Below are 16,098 nucleotides of genomic sequence, written 5' to 3' on the forward strand. Positions count from 1 at the left end.
GGGCGGCCCGACGGCTCGGGTCAGTTGTGCCGGGCCAGGAACGTGTGGATGGCCTCTGCCAGCATCCTGCCGAGGCCGACGGGAACGGCGTTGCCGATCTGACGGGCGATCTCGATCTTGGTTCCGTACCACTTGAAGGTCTCGGGGAACCCCTGGATGAGGGCGGCCTCGTAGTGGGTGATCGGTCGGTGCTCCGTCGGGTGCAGGTAACGCCCCTTCTCCGGCTTGTAGAACTCCGTCCGGATCGTCACCGAGGGCGCGTTCTTTCGCATGCGGCCCATGACGTCGCCGGATCCGGAATTGTGGTTGTCCCAGCTTTCGGTGGAGAGATAGAACTCCTGCCCCTTCAGTCGGCCGTAGTCCTTCTCGGTGGAGAGCCGAATACGGCCGGTTCGGTCGACGCGATAGCTGACCCCGCGGAGGTTCTTCCGGTTTCCGTTCTCGGGAATCGCCATGTACCGCGCGCGGGAAAGATCCTCTGGGTTTCGGCCAAAATGAAGATCCGTCGTGAGGTAGTGCCCGGGGACGGCGCCGGCAGAAATCGCCTCGTCGCGCGGATCGGGCATGCGCTCCAGGATCGGGCGCTTCGCGGAGACGTCGAAGACCTTCGAAACCGGAACCCAGCGCGGCAGAGCCTGACCACCGGGCACGGAATCGAAGAGTGCGTCCTGCGCCTCGTCGGACTCGTGCCCGTTTTTGTGGTGCGTGGGTGCCGGGTGCCGCAGCGGCTGGGTGAAGTCCTTGTGCGTGCAGATGACGATGACGCGACGTCGTGCCTGCGGGACTCCGTAGTCGGCCGCGTTCATCACGGCAGGCACCACCGTGTAATCGTGGAGCGGATGCCCGGGGGTCGCGGAAGCCGACAGCAGCTCCGCATACTGCGGCGACTTCAGGAAGCGGTCGACGTTCTCGATGACGAACACCTTGGGGTGGACCTTGGCCACCACACGCACGTACTCCTGCCAGAGCTCGTTGCGAGGGTCCGTCGGATCCTCCTTGCCGAGCCCGGAGAACCCCTGACAGGGGGGACCACCCATGATCACGTCGACCTGGCCCTTGAAGGGGGTGGGATCGAACCTCGCGATGTCACCGGCGAAGACGTGCGCGCCGCCGAAATTGGCCGCGTAGGTGGCGGCCGCGGCGCGGTCGAACTCGACGGCGGCGACAGAGGTGAACGGACTCGCCGTTCCCGTAGGGGTGTACCGGCTGAATCCCGAGGAAAAGCCCCCAGCCCCGGCGAACAGGTCCATGACGCGGATCTGCACAGGTTGAGACGGCTGGGGCTGCTTTCTGGTCATGAGGGTCAAGTGTAGTCACCGAGCTGAAGGCCCATAGCGTCTCTCTCCCTGTCCGTCAGGCTCGCAGCGCGGCGGCGATGGAAGTGCCCAGCACGCGTCCGACCGGAGGCGGTGAGGCATGGCCCACCTGCCGGTACATCGCGGTCTTGCGGCCCTCGATCCGCCACGAGGGAGGGAACCCCTGCAGCAGTGCGGCCTGGGCCACGGTCAGGGGCATCATGCCCGCCCGGCCGATCGCCGGATCCCAATGGAAGCCCGCGTCCGGGACGGCGTCCGCGACTGTCGCGCCATCGACCCCCATGCGCGCCCATGCGCGCTTGGACCCCGTCGGTCCCAGGTCGGCACCACCACGTTCCCAGGAACCACCGACGAGGGTGGGGGCGGGCTGGTGGGCCTGTGCGGCCCAACTGCGCGCCTGGGCCCAGCCACCGGCGGACATCGATTCCAGCAGCGCCTCGCCGACTGTTCTGTGCGGATCGGTCGTCGGAGTCGGTTCGACGAAGGCATCGAGCACGTCGCCCTTGAACGCCAACAGAATTCCCTGACGACGAGTTTGCGGCACACCGAAATCCGCTGCGTTCAAGACGAACCAGGTATGCCTATAGCCCAGGTGCGACAGTTCCTCCGCGACATAAGAGCGAATCGCTTCGTAGGCAGGCTTCGTCACCAGGTCGGGCACGTTCTCGACGAGCAGTGCTCTGGGCTGCACGCCGTGGAGCAGCAGCATCGTGGCGCGGAGCAGTTCGAGTTCGGCCTCGCTGTCCCGGCGCGCCACGGTGGCCGTTGCCCTTACCCGCGGCAGGCCCGCCGACAGCAGGTCCACGTCGTACGTCTCGGTGTGCTCGGACGGGTCGAAGTCGAGCAGGTTCGTTTCGAGGACGTTCCAGGAAGGACGGTTGGCACGCAGGGTGCGGCACGCGACATCGCGGTTGTCGAGCAGGAGGACGGGGTCGAAGCCGGACTCCTCGAGGCCGAGTGCCAGTCCACCGGCGCCCGAGCAGATGTCCAGGGAGCGAAATCGTCCCGTCGTGCCTGTGTTCATGCCGCCCCCGGAGTCCCAGTGAGGGCGGCGGCGAGACAATGGTCCGCCTCGCCGCCGCCGTACCAGGAGATCAACTCTTGTCGATCTCAGTGACGTCGATGATCGCACTGGGCTTGGAGGAGACCGTCGTGAATTGGACGACCTGTCCGTTGGCGCTGTGGGCCGATGCCGGGGCCACGAAGGCGAACGCCATGACGATCTTGTCCGAATCGATGCGCCGATCCGCGCTGATGCTGCCTTGATGAACGGTCTCGATGATCGGGTAGAGGACGATCGCGCCGCGGCGTTCGCCCACGAGAGACTCCGTGGCCTCGTCCCCGGAGGTCCCGAGCGCTCCGGCGATCCGATGGGCCACCCCACGGTGTTTCTTGTCGCTGATCGCTCCGAAGAGGGGTCCTCGGTCCGCGCGGCGGTCACGGGAGAACCACGAGTACGGCCGAACCGCCGAGCCGAGGGCGACGGTCTTGGCTTCCCCGCCCGAGGCGTGCTGCGGAGCCAGTACGACCCAATCGTCCACCTTGCCGGCTTCGGTGATCTCGGAGAGGTACCGAAGGTGTGGAGGAAACTGCTCGGGAACCTCCCAGTGCAGGTTGCGGAGCGTGTCCAGGAGCGTGTTCGCAGAGAAGATCCCAGTCAGGGCGCGGAAGCGGTGGACGACGCCCTTGTCCGTGAAGTGGTACCCGTACGTGACCGCCTGGGATTCGAGGGATTCGAGATACGGAAGCCACAGCTCCGTATTACGTCGGAGATATTCGCCCTTCTGCGGATAGGCGGTGGGCTCCTCCCAGCGTCCGGCGGATCGTACGAGTTCCAGTCTGGCGTTGTACATCTTGTTCGGGCTGGTCGGCTTCAGCCACGGTAGGTGTTGGGAAACCAGGGGAGGGATTTGGGCGGGTGTGATCTGCGGCCGACCATCCACCATCACGGAATACCGGTGCAGCTCCGAACGGAACGCCTCCTCGTCGCGGCAGATCGCCTGGAAGGCGTCGTACAGATCCACCTCGGTCCGCCCCATGGTCTCCCTGCGTCCGAGGTAGAGACGCACCAGATCGCGGTAACCCTTGCGGAATCCGAACCAGCGCCCCATCTGCATGAGCGTTGAGGCGTTTCCGGCCCGGCGGCGGAAAAACGACACGGTCAGCCCTTCGACCGTGAATCCGCGGGCCAGCTTCTGGCCCCCGATGAGGATCTTCCAGATAGGACGCTTGTCGAAGTCGGCCTCTCCCGTCTCCAGGTCCTTGTCGCCGTTCACGACGATGATCGGTTGGCCGTCACCGCCGATCCGCACACTCGCCGGACCGACGTAGCGCATCAACTCGTCGTAGGAAGCAGGTACGGCCTGACCGTCGGCACGGACCTCCGAGACCGGTGCGACATCCGTCTCGAAGAGCTTCCGCAGCCGTTCGTGCCCGCGTGGACCGGTGTACCCCGCGTTGTGCCACAGGTTCAGGACCCGATCGTGGAGGTCGCGGTGGACTCCGGTGCGCACCGACTCGTGGACGAGCATCGTGTGGTGTTCGAAGTAGCCGTCACCGAGTCCGCCCGCGTCCTCCCGGTACATTTTCATGGCGGCCGTCAGCACGAACATGTCCATGGCCTGCTGCAGGCAGGTGTCGTCCTCTGCGTCGTCGACGATGTCTCGCACGTGCGCCTTCTCGTTGGAGTTGGCGACGGTGCGCTCGTGCTCCTCCACCTCGCTGTCCAGATCGTGGAAGTCGCGCGCCCCCATATATCCCTCTGGGCGGGGCAGAGAGATGAGGAAGTCCTTGGGAAAGATGTCCTCGGTGTCGCTCGGGTCCACGAAGACGTTTGCGAAGGGAGTCGCCGTGTAGCCCACGTACTGCGCACGCGGCAGCATGTTCAGCAGCTTCGAGATCTGCTCGTTGATCGCGCTGCGCTGAACGTCCGGCTTCGCAGTGTTGACCGAGGCCTCGTCCGACTCGTCGTCGATGATCAGGACGGGGATCTCCGCCAATGGAGTCTTGATCTTTCCCAGATCCTTGACGAGCTTGGCCAGCACCGTCTTGTTCTTCTTGACCACCATCAGGCGCGCTGCGGAGCGGTGCAGGTTCTCCCGGTCGTACAGGGGCAGGGCGGGTTCGCGCTTCTCGAACTCCAAGGCGGTGATGCCCTGCAGCAGACTCTTGTAGTCGTCGCCCCGCGTGGTCATGCGCACGATGTCGAACGCCCCGAGGGCGGACGGAAGGCTGCCGAAGCTCACGAACCTGCCGGCCATCCAGGCAGGGTCGTCGGCGTAGTCCGATTCCAGCTCGTCGGCCCCCCGCAGGATGTTCTCCTTGCCGACGAGTTCCATGTCGAGGCGCCGCTGGGTCTGGGCGCGCAGCATGTTGAGCGTTCCCCCGAGAACGATCACCAGTCGATAGCCCGCATCCACGGCCTTGGCCATGACACCGGTGAAGTTGGCGGTCTTCCCGGACTGTACGTAGCCCACGACGAGCCCCTTGGACTGGTACACCGCCGAGTCGGTCGGGTCGGCCAGCCGCTCGATCACCTGATCGGTCGCCACGTCCAACGCGGCCACGGCGTCGGCCGGCCACCCCTTGGCGGCGAGCAGCCCGCGGTAGGCGGGCCAGTAGTGAGGCCGGCTGAGTTGTGACTGGGGCGTGTACCAGGGCTTGTGCTCCGGGCTGATCACCACGGAGACCGCCGCCTTCGATACGGGGATCAGCCCGTCGAGCAGCGTGCGTGTGGTCTCCTCCAGCTTCAGCAGGCGGTGGATCTCGGCCCTCCGCTCGTCCGTACGCGGCCGGGTGTCGGTCCAGGTCGGCCGGTCGGCGTAGTCCCATCGCGTGAGCTGTTTACGCCACAGCTCGACGAGCTGATGCGTCGAGCGGGATCCCTTCAGCGCTGCTTGGAAGTCCGCCTCGTCGGCGTAGGCCCCGGCTTCCGGGGCCATGTCCTCGGCCTGGTACTCCAGGGCACGGGCCAGGTTCTTCGGCCTGCTGCCGTCGAGATCGGACAGCACGGCACTGTGCAGTTGGAGCCGGAGGGTTTCGTTGCTGGTCAATTGAGGGTCCTCGTCGGTCACGGAAGACGGAAGTCGGTGAGGTCGACCGGCGGGCCGGGTGCCGAGCTCAGATGGGTCACGTCCATGCGGTAGTCGATCGATGAGACGTGCTCTCGGACGGAGAAGGGAATCATCGACTCGGTCAACCTCGGCAGCTGCTCTGCCGGGACGAGCAAAGGCGCCGTGCGCAAAGTCCAGCGTTCATCGTCCGGGTCGCTCTCGCTCCACCCGCCGGAGGCGAGGGCGCTTTCCAGGCGCGCGGACGCGATGCGATGCGCCGCGCGGGCGTCGCGGATCACCGCGGCCACCGACTCACCCAGGGAGCGGCCGCCGAGTCCACCACGCGTCAGTTGAAGCGAGGCGAACCACAAGGGTCGTCCGGAGCTCTCCGTGAGCTGGTGTATCCCGTGAACGGTGTGTCGACGCCTCTCGGATGCGGTGGTCTTCACCTCGAGATCGGAGTCGGACAGCCCGAAGTCGTGCTGCTCCGCCTTGGGGCCGGTCCACGCCTCGACCGCCTGCGCCCACCCGTGGGAGCGCGCCACGGCGCGCAACACCGCAAGTTCTCCGTGCAGTCCTATGCGACGTTCCACTCCGAGGCCGCGCGGCTGGTCGAGCAGCCGCCCCCAGGCCCGGACCGTCTCCTCGAAGGCCTGCCCGAGATCGCGCTCGCCGGTGATGATGCGGTCCGCGATGGCGATGAGAAGATCGTGGAAATCGCGCATCAACGCCACGTGGGTGGTGTGGATGCGGGCCATCCGCGCTTCGCCGCGTCGCACCTGGTCGATGGTCACGGCCGGCAGCGATGAGCGCGGTGGCTGCTGATGGCGGTCGAGTTCCACCTGCAGCGAAATCTCCTGCCCGCCGTCCCCGATCTCATACCAGACCGCGCGCTCCGCGGTCGGTGCGGAGAGCCGGTAGCTGGCTGCCTGTCGTTCCCCGAGATAGTGCTCGACGGTCGACCAGGGCAGCTCCGGGTATCCGCCGGTATCAGTCATCGTCGCCCATGCGTTCCAGTTCGGTGCGTGCGGCGGCCACCAGGATGGACTGCCACAATTGAAGGTTGTCTTTTTCGCGGCTCCCGCTGTATTCCTTCTCGAATACCTGGTGGAGCAGGAGGTACATGAGGGACTTCAAGGTAGGGGCGTCATTGAGACCGCCGCGCCGTCCGCCGAGAATCGCCGACCGATAATGGTGATTCAAGGCGATGGTTCGGTTCTCCCTGTCGACATCGAAGAACAGGCTGTTGTCCAAAGCCTGCCAGCGGATGGCGATGGGCTCTTCGCCTGGCAGCAGGGGCAGCTCGTCCTCGATGGCCTCCCGTACGGCGGGATCGAACCCCTTGCCCGGCCCGACGACGGACTTTCGAGTGGTGCCCGCCCGCTTGCGTGCCTCCCGATAAACCGACTCGGCGTCTGCGACGTAGTCGACGAATCGCCGCCCGTTGGCGTCCCGCGCCTCTTCCAAGGCGGAGATGAACTCGGGGGAGACCTCCACGCCTTCCTTTTTCACCGTCAGCCGGAAAACTTCGTTTCCATGTGGCGGAAGGTCGATGGCGACGCGGGAAAGCGACAGGTGCTGGTCGGGCTGCCGGAAATTGTTCCACCCGCCTGCCTGCACGAGACGATTGTGCCGGTAGAAATAGAAGCCCTGGCGTTCCAGAACGGAGCCGACCGCCTTGTATCCGTCCAGGGTTGATTTCGCCGGCCAGACGTGGGCGTCGAGGGAAACGGGGCGAATGGAATCGAGATCCACGGTGAAGCGCCGTGGGTAGTCGAGGTGACCTGGTACCGGATATCCGAACGGGTCGAGGGGCTCGACTCCGAAGTTCATGTACTCGGTTCCGGTGTTCACGTCCTCGACCGCGATCGTGATGTTGAAGTCGTCCTTGGCGAGGAACCTGTGCAGGTACAGACCGAGCTGGAGGCCGAGTCGGTTGATGGTCCGGTGCAGGTAGCGGTCGGTTTGCCCACCTCCGCCGTTCCGGGGGAAGTTCTTCACCCCGTCCCAGCGGATGACGGTGCCCTGCCAGGTGATCGGCCGCTGGGCGTACCGGTCGATCAGTGTCTGTGCATAGTCGGCTGCCACGATGTCGCACTGGTACCCGTTCACGGCCCGCTCCATCAGCCAACGACGGCCCACGGCCCTGGTCCTGCGCGTCTTGCTCACGACCGTCACCGCGGACGCGTGGCTCAGTGATGCGGACTTCAACCCGGTGCCGAACATTCCCAGGGCTTCGGAGGCGTAGTCGCGCCGGCCCCCGACGGTCATTGCGACGTCGAGTTCCTCCTCGGTCATCCCCTTCCCGTCGTCGATGACCAGGAGGCTTACGAGCCGGTCCTCGTCGCGCAGGAAGTGGATCACCACGTCCCGAGCCCCGGCGTCAATGGAATTGTCGACGAGATCGGCGATGGCCACCTCGAACCCGTATCCCTGGCTGCTGAGCGCCTCCATGTACCGGGCGTCAGGAGGGAGGTGCTTGCTGCCGGTGGTGGGAACCTCGAACTGCCAGTCGTCGGTCATTACCTGCCTCGCGGATCGTCGAATCGAGGACGAGCCTAATCCGCGCGTGTCACTTGCGGCAGGTCTGGGTGAATACGGCCGGCTCGTCGACCGTGGAGTCAGGGGTTGGTGATCCCGTGGCACTCCGCGTAGGGCTTGCCTGAGGTGCACCAGCAGGGGTTTGTGGGGGTGGGGGGCCAGGGGGTGGCTTTGCCGCGGGCGGCCAGGGTGGTGGCGTATTCGGCGAGGAGGGAGGGGGAGGCCGGCGAGGTTCGTTCCGAGGCGGCGAAGGCCTCGTAGGAGGGGACGCTGGCCGTGACGATGCCGAGGTTCGTGGTGCCCGAGGCGGCGAGGGCGCGCAGGGAGGTCTCGATCTCCCGGAGGTGGGCCTCGTGCGAGGGGTACTCCGCGGCGAGGGTCGGGTACGAGGTGAGGAGTTCGGCCAGCTCGCGGGCGGGCCAGTGGAGGATCGCCACCGGGAACGGGCGGGAGAGGGCGGCGCGGCGGTCGCCCAGTTCGGCGCGGAGGCGGGCGATCTCGGCGCGGAGTTCGGCGGGGTCGTCGGAACCGAGGGCCCAGATGCGCTTCGGGTCGTGGAGTTCGTCGAGCGGGATCGGGCCGATGTGGCGGGTGTCGGCGACCATGTCCCAGTCGTCGTGCGGACGCCCGAGCAGGCGCCGGACCCGGTGGCGGCCCGTCAGGAGGGCGGTGGTGGCCGGAGTGAGCGGGTCGGTGTCCGCGATCAGGAGGCTCGCCGCCTCGGTGAAGCAGTCGTGCGAGGCTTCCAACTCGTCGTGGGCCTCGAGGGTTTCCGCGATGACCTCCCAGGGCGCCGGGTCCTTGGGGGAAGCCGCGCGGATGCCCGAGATCAGGGCGCGGGCCTCCGGTTCGTGGCCGTACTCCCAGAGGTTCGCCGCCTGCAGGGCCTTGATCAGGTGAGGGTTGGCCGGGGAGGCGGAGAGGAGCTGGTCGTACAGCGCGCTGGCGCGGTCCCGGGCGTCTGCCAACTCGAGGTGGGCAGCGGCCTGGAGGAGCAACGGCTCCTGGTCCTCGGGGTAGCGGGTCGCCGTGCGGATGAGGCGCTCGGCTTCGGCGATGTGCTCGGCAGGCGTGTCAGGGCGCATGGATCACACCGTACTGCTGCTGGTCAGTTGACGGGGGAGGACTTAGGGTGCCGCCCGTGCGGGATCACATACCTGTGGTGGTTCAGGGGAGCGGCCGGCGGGCGCGCCGGGCCGGGCTCGCGGGGGTGCTGTGGGCGGCCGCCGAGCTGACCGTCACGGTGGGGGTGGTGGTCCTGCTGCTGGTGGTGCACCAGGTGTGGTGGACCAACCGGCAGGCCGTCGCCGCCGCGCAGGAGCAGGTCAAGGCCCTGGAGAGCGACTGGGCCCGTACGACGCCGGAAAGTCCTGCCGAGGAGTCCGCCGGCGCCGATCCGGTCGCCTCCGCGCAGGCCGGCGACACGGAGCCCCGTTCGTCGCCGCCGTCGCTGTCGCCGGAGTCGTCCGCCCCCCGGGCACCTGCTGCCAGAGCGCCCGCCCGGGACCGGGCGTACGCCGTCCTGCGGATCCCCCGTCTCGGTCTCACCGTGCCCGTCGCGCAGGGGATCGACAAGCGGGCCGTGCTCGACAAGGGGTACGCGGGGCAGTACCCCGGGACCGCCGGGCCCGGGGAAGAGGGGAACTTCGCGCTGGCCGGGCACCGCAATACGCACGGGGAGCCGTTCCGGTACATCAACCGGTTGCGGGCCGGCGATGAACTGGTCGTGGAGGTGCGTGGGAAGCGGTTCACGTACGTGGTCGGGAAGGTGCTCGGGGAGACGACCGAGCGGGATGTGGGGGTCATCGCGGCCGTGCCGCGCAGTCTGGTGAAACCGGACTACGGGTACAGCGAGCCCGGTGCGTACATCACGCTCACCACCTGCACGCCCGAGTACACGTCCAAGTACCGGCTGGTGGTGTGGGGGACCCTCAGGTCCTGATCCCGCCTCATCCCGCCTGATCCCGTCTCGTCCCGACTCCTTGTCAGTGGGGCCGGTTAGTATCGATGGCAAGTCGCGTCTCTCGTACGGAGGTTCGCGCGGGGGAGTGGAAGGGGGAGGTCCGTATGGCTCGGCGCTTCCTGCTGTTCGTCTCCCGCACCTCGTGGGTGGCGGCTCTGCTGCTGCTCGGGGGAGTGCTCGCGCTGTTCGCCGGGGAGGGCGGGCTGGGCGCGGTCGTCGTCGCCCTGGCCGCCACCGTTGCCGTGGGCGCCGAGGCCCTGGCTGCCGCCGCGCGTCTGGCGCGGCCCGTGCCGCCGCACCGAATACGCACCGCGATCCGTGATCGCGAGCAGCGCACGGCGTTCCTGCCGCAGCGCGATCCCGATGCCTCGGGCCGGTCGCGGCCCAGGGCGCCCGGCCGTCCGGTCCCGACGGCCGCGTAGGGGCGCGCAGCACCGCACCACTTTTCGCCTTCTGCTGACTGACTGATCACTGTCGTCGCCCCTCGCGGGTCGTCACGCCGAAATGCATCTCCCTGCATCTCTTTCGACGTCGACGAGACCCTTCGGAGGGCCCGCGTGTCCGTTTTCACCCACCTTGTTGCCGAGCTGGGCCGGCTTCTCGAGCCGGTACTGGCCGAGTCCGCGACCGCTGCCGCGATCGTGCTGTTCACCGTGCTCGTGAGGCTCGCCCTGCATCCGCTGAGCCGGGCCGCCTTCCGCGGGGCGACGCCGGCGGCGGGCTGCCTCCCGGTGCTGCTGCAGCTGCCGGTGTTCTTCCTGATGTACCAGGCCTTCTCCTCGGGGGGCGAGCTGTTGGCGCACCGGCTGTTCGCCGCGCCGCTGGGCGCCCGGTGGACCGAGGCGCTGGGGGAGGGCGGCCTGTTCGGGGAGCAGGGGCTGGTGTTCCTCGGGCTGTTCGCGGCGATCGGGGTCGTGGCCGCGTGGAGTGCGGTACGGGGGCGCCGGGCTGCCGCCGAGGCCGCGCTCGCCCCGGCCGGGGCCGCGGCTCCGGCCGGGGCGAGCGCCGAGCAGCAGGAGGTCATGCGCAAGCTGGGCGGCGTACTGCCCCTGCTGTCCTTCGGGACGCTGATCACGGCTGCCGTGGTCCCGCTCGCGGCAGGGCTGTACCTGCTGACCACCACGGGCTGGTCGGTGGCGGAGCGCGTCTGGCTGCAGTCCCGCGCAGGAGCGGGTGCAGGGGCTGGGGGCGAGGCCGCAGGTGGGGCGGCCCGCGGAGGTGAGCGTTCCAGTCTGTGAACAGGGTCTTGCGGATTGTTCGGACTTCTTGGAGGATCGACCAATCCTCCGATGGCCGCAACCCATCGGCCGGCGCATGGGCCTGCCCATGCGCCGACCACCCACGACCACGGGAGAATGCCCATGAAGCTGCTGCGTGTCGGACCCGTCGGGTCGGAGCGCCCCGCGCTGCTCGACCAGGACGGCGCCCTGCGTGACCTGTCCGGCCTGATCACGGATGTGGACGGCACTCTCCTCGCGGAGGACTCCGTACTCTCCCGGGTACGGGAGGCGGCGGAAGCGGGCGAGCTCCCGGTCCTGGACGCCGAAGGGCTGCGGATCGGCGCGCCGGTCGGCCGCATAGGCAAGATCGTGGGCATCGGGCTGAACTACTTCGGGCACGCGGCCGAGATCGGCGCGGAGCCGCCGGCCGAGCCGATCCTGTTCCTCAAGGCGGCGGACACCGTGGTCGGCCCGGACGACACCGTGCTGATCCCGCGCGGCAGCGTGAAGACCGACTGGGAGGCCGAGCTCGGCGTCGTCATCGGCAGCACCGCCCGCTACCTGGCCTCCGCCGAGGAGGGCCTCGCGCACGTCGGCGGGTACCTGCTGGTCAACGACGTCTCGGAGCGCGAGTTCCAGATCGAGCGCGGCGGCACCTGGGACAAGGGCAAGAACTGCGAGACCTTCACCCCGCTCGGCCCGTGGCTGGTCACCGCCGACGAGATCCCGGACCCGCAGGTCCTGGACGTGAAGCTGTGGGTCAACGGCGAGCTCAAGCAGGACGGCAACACCGCGGACCAGATCTTCCCGGTCGGCGAGGTCGTCCGGTACCTGAGCCAGTTCATGACCCTGTACCCGGGTGACGTCATCGTCACCGGTACGCCGGCCGGCGTGGCCATGGGCCAGCCGGAACCGAAGCCGTACCTGCGGGCCGGCGACGTCGTGGAGCTGGAGATCGCCGGCCTGGGCCGCCAGCGCCAGGAGTTCAAGGGCGCGTAGCGCCGCACGTGGCGCGTACACGCGAACACGCGAACACGGAAACATCCGGAAGGGGCGGGGCCGCCGATGGCAGCCCCGCCCCTTCCGCGCGCGTGGTGTGCGGTGCGGATCAGCCCTCGGTCGGCGTACGGCGGCGGCGGTTGGCGAGCACCAGGCCCGCGCCCGCGGCGAGCGCGGCGGCGCTGCCGCCCGCGAACCAGGCGTTCTCGGAACCGGCGCCCGTGTTCGCGAGCGGGGCGGACCCGCCCGCCGCGGTCACGTTGCCGTTGCCGCCGGCGCCCTGGGCCGCGATCTGGGTCGTGCCGGTGCCGGTGCCCGCGGACCCGTTCTTGTCCTTGTCCTTGTCCTTCTTGTCCTGCTCCGCCTTGGCGGCCGCTTCCTCGGCGGCCTTGTCCTTGGCGCGCGCCTCGTGCTGGCCGGTCGCCAGGAACGCGGCACGGTCCTCGGGCGTTCCCTTGAGGGCGGCGAGGGCGGCCTTCTTCAGCTCCGGACCGGCGTTGTTCACCATCGACGAGATCAGGACGCTGTTGTCCTCGTCGCGCAGCTTGTGCTGCCCCGTCTTCACGAACTCACGCAGCTCCGCGTTGGACGGGTGCCCGTTGAGGAGCGCGTTGATCGCCGCCTTCAGGCCCGGGCCGGCGCTCTCGTACACGCGCGACAGCTCGACGCGGTCGTCGCTCGCACGCACGTGGTGCTGGTCGACCTCGATGAACTGGCGCACCTGCTCCGGGGTTCCGCTGCGCAGGAGCTTCTCGACGGCCTCGCGGATGCCGTTGCCCGCGCCGTTCAGCATGCGGAAGAGCTCGACCTGGTCGTCCTCGTACCGGGCCTTGTGCTGCCCGACGGTGAGGAACTCCTTCAGCGCGGCGTGGGTTCCGGCCCGCAGGGCCTTCTCCGCCTCCCGCTTGACGGCGACGCCGCCGGTGCTGTGGATCTGGAAGACCCGTACCTGGTCGTCGACGTACTGCTCCTTCTGCCAGACGACCTCCAGGAAGTGCCGCATGTCCGCGGCCGTCCCCTTGAGCGCCTTCTCGGCCGCCTCGCGCACGCCCCGGCCGGTCGCCGGGTCGGCCAGGATCGCCTGGATCGCGGCCCGGTCCTTCGCGGCCTGCGGGTCCTCGGCGGGCTTGTCCGCGGGCTTGTCCGCCGGGTTCCCCGCCGGGTTCCCCGCGACCGGCCGGCCCTCGGAGTCCTGGTCGGGCGCGGTGGGGGCCGACGGCGTGGACGGGGTCGAGGCCGACGGGACGTCAGCGGCGAAGGCCGGCGAGGAGAGCAGGACGGCCGGGGCTATCGCGGCGGCAGCGACGACCGACGCGATCCGGGGCAGCTTCACAGAAGATCCATTCTTCACACACGTGATGATCATGTTGATGGCAATCTGTGCAGGATAGATCGTTTGTGCGCCCCGGGTTCGCCGATTTTCAGGAGCGCCGGCTCACAGTTCGACGGCCACTCCGTCCCGGGACGAGGTGCGGGCCGCCTCCAGCACCTCGAGGCAGTGCGCGGCCTCGTACGCAGTGACCGGCGCGGGCCCTCCCTCGCGCAGGGCCGCCGCCACCGCCGCGTAGTACGCCGGGTAGTCGCCCGGGGTCGTCGGTACCGGGGTGCCGCCGCCGGTCAGCGGGGACTCCCCGGAACCCAGCAGCCCCCACAGGTGCTCGGGCTCCTCGCCCCACGCCGCCTCCGTGCCGGGCCGCAGACCCTCGCGCAGGGCGCCCTCCTGCGGGTCGAGGCCGTACTTCACGTAGCCGGCCCGGGAGCCCAGGACGCGGAAGCGCGGGCCGAGTTGGGCCGTGGTGGCGCTGACGTAGAGGTGGGAGCGGATCCCGTTCGCATGCGTGAGCGCGATGAAGGTGTCGTCGTCGGTCTCGGCGCCCGGCCGGCGCGCGTCGGCCTCCGCGTAGACCCGTACCGCCGGGCCGAAGAGCACAAGCGCCTGGTCGACGACGTGACTGCCCAGGTCGTACAGCAGGCCGCCGATCTCCTCCGGGGCACCCGACTCGCGCCAGCCGCCCTTGAGCTGGGGGCGCCAGCGCTCGAAGCGGGACTCGAAGCGCTGGATCTCGCCGAGTTCGCCGTCCGCGAGGAGGCGGCGGACGGTGAGGAAGTCGTTGTCCCAGCGGCGGTTCTGGAAGACGGACAGGAACGTTCCGGTCCGCTCGGCGAGGGCGGCGAGTTCGCGCGCCTCGGCGGCGGTGGCGGCGAGCGGCTTGTCCACGACGACGGGGATCCCCGCGGTCAGGGCGGCCGTGGCGAGCGGGACGTGGGTCCGGTTGGGGGAGGCGATCACGACGAGGTCGAGGGCCTCGGCGCCGCCCGCGCGCGCCCACAGCTCGTCGGGGGAGGCGGCGATCCGGACGTCGGGGAACTCGGCGCGGGCCTGCGCCTGCCGCCCCGGGTCGGAGGTGACGACGGTGTCGAGGACGAGCCCGTCGGTGGCGGCCACGAGCGGGGCGTGGAAGACGGAACCGGCGAGTCCGTAGCCGATCAGGCCGACGCGGAGGGGGGCGGAGCGGCGGGTGGCGGGGGCGGTGACGTTCATGGGTGCCACTTTGGCAACAGCGTTGTCGAAGTGCAAGGAGGGTGGACAATGGGCGGGTGAACAGGGGAAACGGGGACGGACACGGAGACGACGCGGACGGGCACTACGGGTACGGGTACGGGCACGGGTGCCGGCACGGGCGGGGGCGGGGCGGGGTGAACCTGCCGGCGCTGCGCGGGCACAACGAGGCGCTCCTGCTGGACCTGCTGCGCGGCGCCGGGCCGGCGGGGCTGGGGCGTGCCGAACTCGCCGCCCGTACGGGGCTCACGCCGCAGGCCGTCAGCAAGATCACGGCCCGGCTGGGCGGGGAGGGGCTGGTCGCGGAGGCCGGCCGCGCCGTGTCCACCGGCGGCAAGCCGCGCACCCTGCTGCGGCTGGTGCCGCAGGCCCGGTACGCGGCCGGGGTGCACCTGGACCGTGACGAGCTCCGGGCGGTACGGGTGGACCTGGCGGGCACGGTCGTCGCCGAGAGCCGCGGCCCGCTGGACTTCGGGGCCGGTCCGGACGTGGTGGTGGAGGAGGTCGTACGGGCGCTCGCGCGGGTCGGTGACCCGGGCGGGCAGCCGTTGCTGGGGGTCGGCGTGGCCGCGCCGGGGCCGCTGGACCACCGGGCCGGGGTGATGGGCCGGGTGACGGGGTTTCCGGGGTGGGAGGGGTTTCCGCTGCGGGAGGTGCTGGCGGGGCGGCTGGGGGTGCCGGTGCTGCTGGACAAGGACACGAACGCCGGCGCGGCCGCCGTTGCGCCCGGATCCCGCGGCACCTCGGTGTACCTGCACGTCGGGACCGGGCTCGGGGCCGGGCTGCGGCTGGGCGGGGAGGTCTACCGGGGCGGGCGTTCGGGGGCGGGGGAGTTCGGGCACCAGGTGCTCCGGCTGGACGGGCCGCCGTGCCGGTGCGGGGCGCGGGGGTGCGCGGAGGTCTTGTGCCTGGCGGCGGTGGCTCGGGGGGATCTTGCCGAGGCCGCGCGGATCGTGGGGGAGGGGGCGGCGAACCTGGTGGCGCTGCTGGATGTGGAGCGGGTGGTGTTGGGCGGGCGCGTGGTGGCAGGGGCGCCGGGGGTCTTCCTGGACGGGGTCCGGCGGGTGATCGCGGTGCGGGGGGCGGGTGCGGGGCCGGTGGGGGTGGCTCTGGCAGAGGCCGGGGTTGCGGAGGGGGCCGCGGAGCTGGTGCTCGGGCCGGTTTTCGGTCGGGCGGAGTGAGGGGCCGGTGCCGTTGCCGTTGTTGTCGGGGCCGGGCCTCGTGTGCCGGCACGGCCGAAGCCTTGGGCGCCGCCCGGAGGGATTGACCGGGCGGGCCTCCGGAAAGATCTGGGGCTCCGCCCCAGACCCCGCGCCTCAAACGCCGGCGGGGCTGGATGGGGCCGGGTTGGCTGGGCCGGTGGGGCTTGATCGGGTGTGGAGTTGGATCGGGCCGGATCGGGCCGGGGTGGCTGAGTCGGGGCTGGATGCGGGGCTGGAGGGGTGGG

At 69.6% G+C, this 16,098-nt stretch carries 13 protein-coding genes; 5 read left to right on the forward strand and 8 right to left on the reverse strand.

The features are described 5' to 3' along the window. Positions 1-20: 20 nt before the first annotated feature. From ACIPUC_RS05455 to ACIPUC_RS05480, 6 genes are all read right to left on the reverse strand, one after another. Positions 21-1,298 carry a DNA cytosine methyltransferase gene (locus tag ACIPUC_RS05455; protein WP_446586901.1) on the reverse strand — a complete coding sequence of 426 codons (1,278 nt, stop codon included), beginning with the start codon at positions 1,296-1,298 and terminating at the stop codon, positions 21-23. A gap of 55 nt (positions 1,299-1,353) precedes the next feature. Further along, complete coding sequence (locus ACIPUC_RS05460; RefSeq protein ID WP_446586902.1) at positions 1,354-2,340, reverse strand: DNA cytosine methyltransferase; 987 nt, start codon at positions 2,338-2,340, stop codon at positions 1,354-1,356. Positions 2,341-2,410: 70 nt separating this feature from the next. Continuing rightward, positions 2,411-5,368, reverse strand: coding sequence for a Z1 domain-containing protein (locus tag ACIPUC_RS05465; protein WP_446586903.1), 2,958 nt, complete (start codon positions 5,366-5,368; stop codon positions 2,411-2,413). A 17-nt stretch (positions 5,369-5,385) separates the two neighbouring features. Then, positions 5,386-6,366: a PD-(D/E)XK motif protein gene (locus ACIPUC_RS05470; protein ID WP_446586904.1), complete on the reverse strand. Its 981-nt coding sequence runs from the start codon at positions 6,364-6,366 to the stop codon at positions 5,386-5,388. Continuing rightward, the gene (locus tag ACIPUC_RS05475) at positions 6,359-7,891 is read right to left on the reverse strand and encodes an ATP-binding protein (protein ID WP_446586905.1); all 1,533 of its coding nucleotides are present in this window, start codon (positions 7,889-7,891) and stop codon (positions 6,359-6,361) included. Before ACIPUC_RS05475 ends, ACIPUC_RS05470 begins: the two co-directional genes overlap by 8 nt. 98 nt (positions 7,892-7,989) lie before the next feature. Next, positions 7,990-8,994 carry an SEC-C metal-binding domain-containing protein gene (locus ACIPUC_RS05480; RefSeq protein ID WP_446586906.1) on the reverse strand — a complete coding sequence of 335 codons (1,005 nt, stop codon included), beginning with the start codon at positions 8,992-8,994 and terminating at the stop codon, positions 7,990-7,992. A gap of 56 nt (positions 8,995-9,050) precedes the next feature. On the opposite strand from ACIPUC_RS05480, the gene ACIPUC_RS05485 reads away from it, so the two are divergent. The 4 genes from ACIPUC_RS05485 (at position 9,051) to ACIPUC_RS05500 (ending at position 12,091) form a co-directional block, all read left to right on the forward strand. Next, positions 9,051-9,851, forward strand: coding sequence for a class E sortase (locus tag ACIPUC_RS05485; RefSeq protein WP_446586907.1), 801 nt, complete (start codon positions 9,051-9,053; stop codon positions 9,849-9,851). A gap of 125 nt (positions 9,852-9,976) precedes the next feature. Next, on the forward strand, positions 9,977-10,294 hold the full coding sequence (locus ACIPUC_RS05490; RefSeq protein ID WP_446586908.1) for a DUF6412 domain-containing protein: 318 nt from the start codon (positions 9,977-9,979) through the stop codon (positions 10,292-10,294). 135 nt (positions 10,295-10,429) lie between these two features. Next, on the forward strand, positions 10,430-11,110 hold the full coding sequence (locus ACIPUC_RS05495) for a YidC/Oxa1 family membrane protein insertase (protein ID WP_446586909.1): 681 nt from the start codon (positions 10,430-10,432) through the stop codon (positions 11,108-11,110). 123 nt (positions 11,111-11,233) lie between these two features. Beyond that, the gene (locus ACIPUC_RS05500; protein WP_446586910.1) at positions 11,234-12,091 is read left to right on the forward strand and encodes a fumarylacetoacetate hydrolase family protein; all 858 of its coding nucleotides are present in this window, start codon (positions 11,234-11,236) and stop codon (positions 12,089-12,091) included. Positions 12,092-12,200: 109 nt separating this feature from the next. Here the strand turns inward: ACIPUC_RS05500 and ACIPUC_RS05505 are convergent, their stop codons facing one another. Both ACIPUC_RS05505 and ACIPUC_RS05510 read right to left on the reverse strand, forming a co-directional pair. Then, positions 12,201-13,424, reverse strand: a complete 1,224-nt coding sequence (locus tag ACIPUC_RS05505) for an LPXTG cell wall anchor domain-containing protein (RefSeq protein WP_446586911.1) — start codon at positions 13,422-13,424, stop codon at positions 12,201-12,203. Positions 13,425-13,526: 102 nt separating this feature from the next. Beyond that, positions 13,527-14,633, reverse strand: a complete 1,107-nt coding sequence (locus ACIPUC_RS05510) for a Gfo/Idh/MocA family oxidoreductase (RefSeq protein WP_446586912.1) — start codon at positions 14,631-14,633, stop codon at positions 13,527-13,529. A gap of 56 nt (positions 14,634-14,689) precedes the next feature. Here ACIPUC_RS05510 and ACIPUC_RS05515 point away from each other — a divergent pair, with 56 nt between their 5' ends. Beyond that, positions 14,690-15,832: an ROK family protein gene (locus ACIPUC_RS05515; protein WP_446586913.1), complete on the forward strand. Its 1,143-nt coding sequence runs from the start codon at positions 14,690-14,692 to the stop codon at positions 15,830-15,832. The last annotated feature ends 266 nt before the right edge of the window (positions 15,833-16,098 follow it).

It is taken from the genome of Streptomyces sp. LARHCF249, from assembly GCF_052871255.1.